Annotated in this window: 2 protein-coding genes; both read right to left on the reverse strand. The window is 73.7% G+C overall.

What is annotated here, in order from left to right:
* Positions 1-76: 76 nt before the first annotated feature.
* Positions 77-613 (reverse strand): hypothetical protein, encoded by a 537-nt coding sequence (locus Aau02nite_RS45920; RefSeq protein WP_212995009.1) that lies wholly within the window; start codon positions 611-613, stop codon positions 77-79.
* Positions 610-921: galactose oxidase early set domain-containing protein (locus Aau02nite_RS45925; protein ID WP_212995011.1), on the reverse strand; the 312-nt coding region annotated here is incomplete at its 5' end. The genes Aau02nite_RS45920 and Aau02nite_RS45925, both read right to left, overlap by 4 nt.

Consider the following 921-nt stretch of genomic DNA (forward strand, 5'->3'; position numbering starts at 1 on the left):
CCGTTCGTCTCGGCCCGTGCTGCCCGCCACCGCTGTGCACCGCCGGGTGATGGCGGGCCGACCGGATGGCGGCCGGTCAGTCGTCGCACGCGATCTTGTTGCCGTCGCGGTCCAGCTTCTGCCGGTCCGTGGCGGCCACCTTCAGTTTCTTGAAGCCGTGGTCGGCCAGCCAGGCGCACTTGTCCGTGGTGCCCGGCGGGAACGTCCACGGGACGCACTGGGTGACCTCGCCGTAGTTGTGGTCGCAGCCGTCCACGTTCGGGCGTACGTAATGGGTCTTCGTCGGGGACGGCAGCGGCTTGAGCGGCTTGACCCCCGGCTGGCCCGCGTAGTTCTGCACGAACGGCTCGGCGACCGGCTCGGCCGGGCCGCCGGCCGGCGCGGCCGGTGACGACGGCACCGCGGGGGTGTCCGCGGCCGGCGGCACCGACGCCGCGACGGACGGTCCGGCGGCGAGGCCGGGCCAGCTGCTGTCGGTCGGCCGGGGGGCCGGCGCGGCCACCGGGGCGGCGTCGCGCTCCCCCGGGGCCGCGACCAGCCAGATCCCGGCGGCCACGACGCCGAGTACGGCGAGCACGGCCAGCACCAGCACGCTGCGGCGGGCGCCCGTCACTTGACCTGCACCCACTGCGCGACCGAGGGGACGCCGTTGGTGCCGACCACGTAGAGCATGTACCAGCCGGGCGGGGCCAGGTTGGGGTTGCTCGTCAGGTTGAGGCCGATGGTGTTGCCGGTGACGGTCATCGGCAGGTCGACGTAGCGCTGGTTCGGGTCGCTGGAGTGGGTCACGGCCTCCGGGCGGATCAGCGCGGCCTTGAGGATCGGGCCGTCCACGGTGATCTGCTTGGTGGTGCCGTACGCCCACTGGTCGCCCGCCATGCTGAGGATCTGCGGCCGCCCGCCCTTGAACAGGTACGGCGG

Source organism: Actinoplanes auranticolor (genome assembly GCF_018332655.1).
GTDB lineage: Bacteria > Actinomycetota > Actinomycetes > Mycobacteriales > Micromonosporaceae > Actinoplanes > Actinoplanes auranticolor.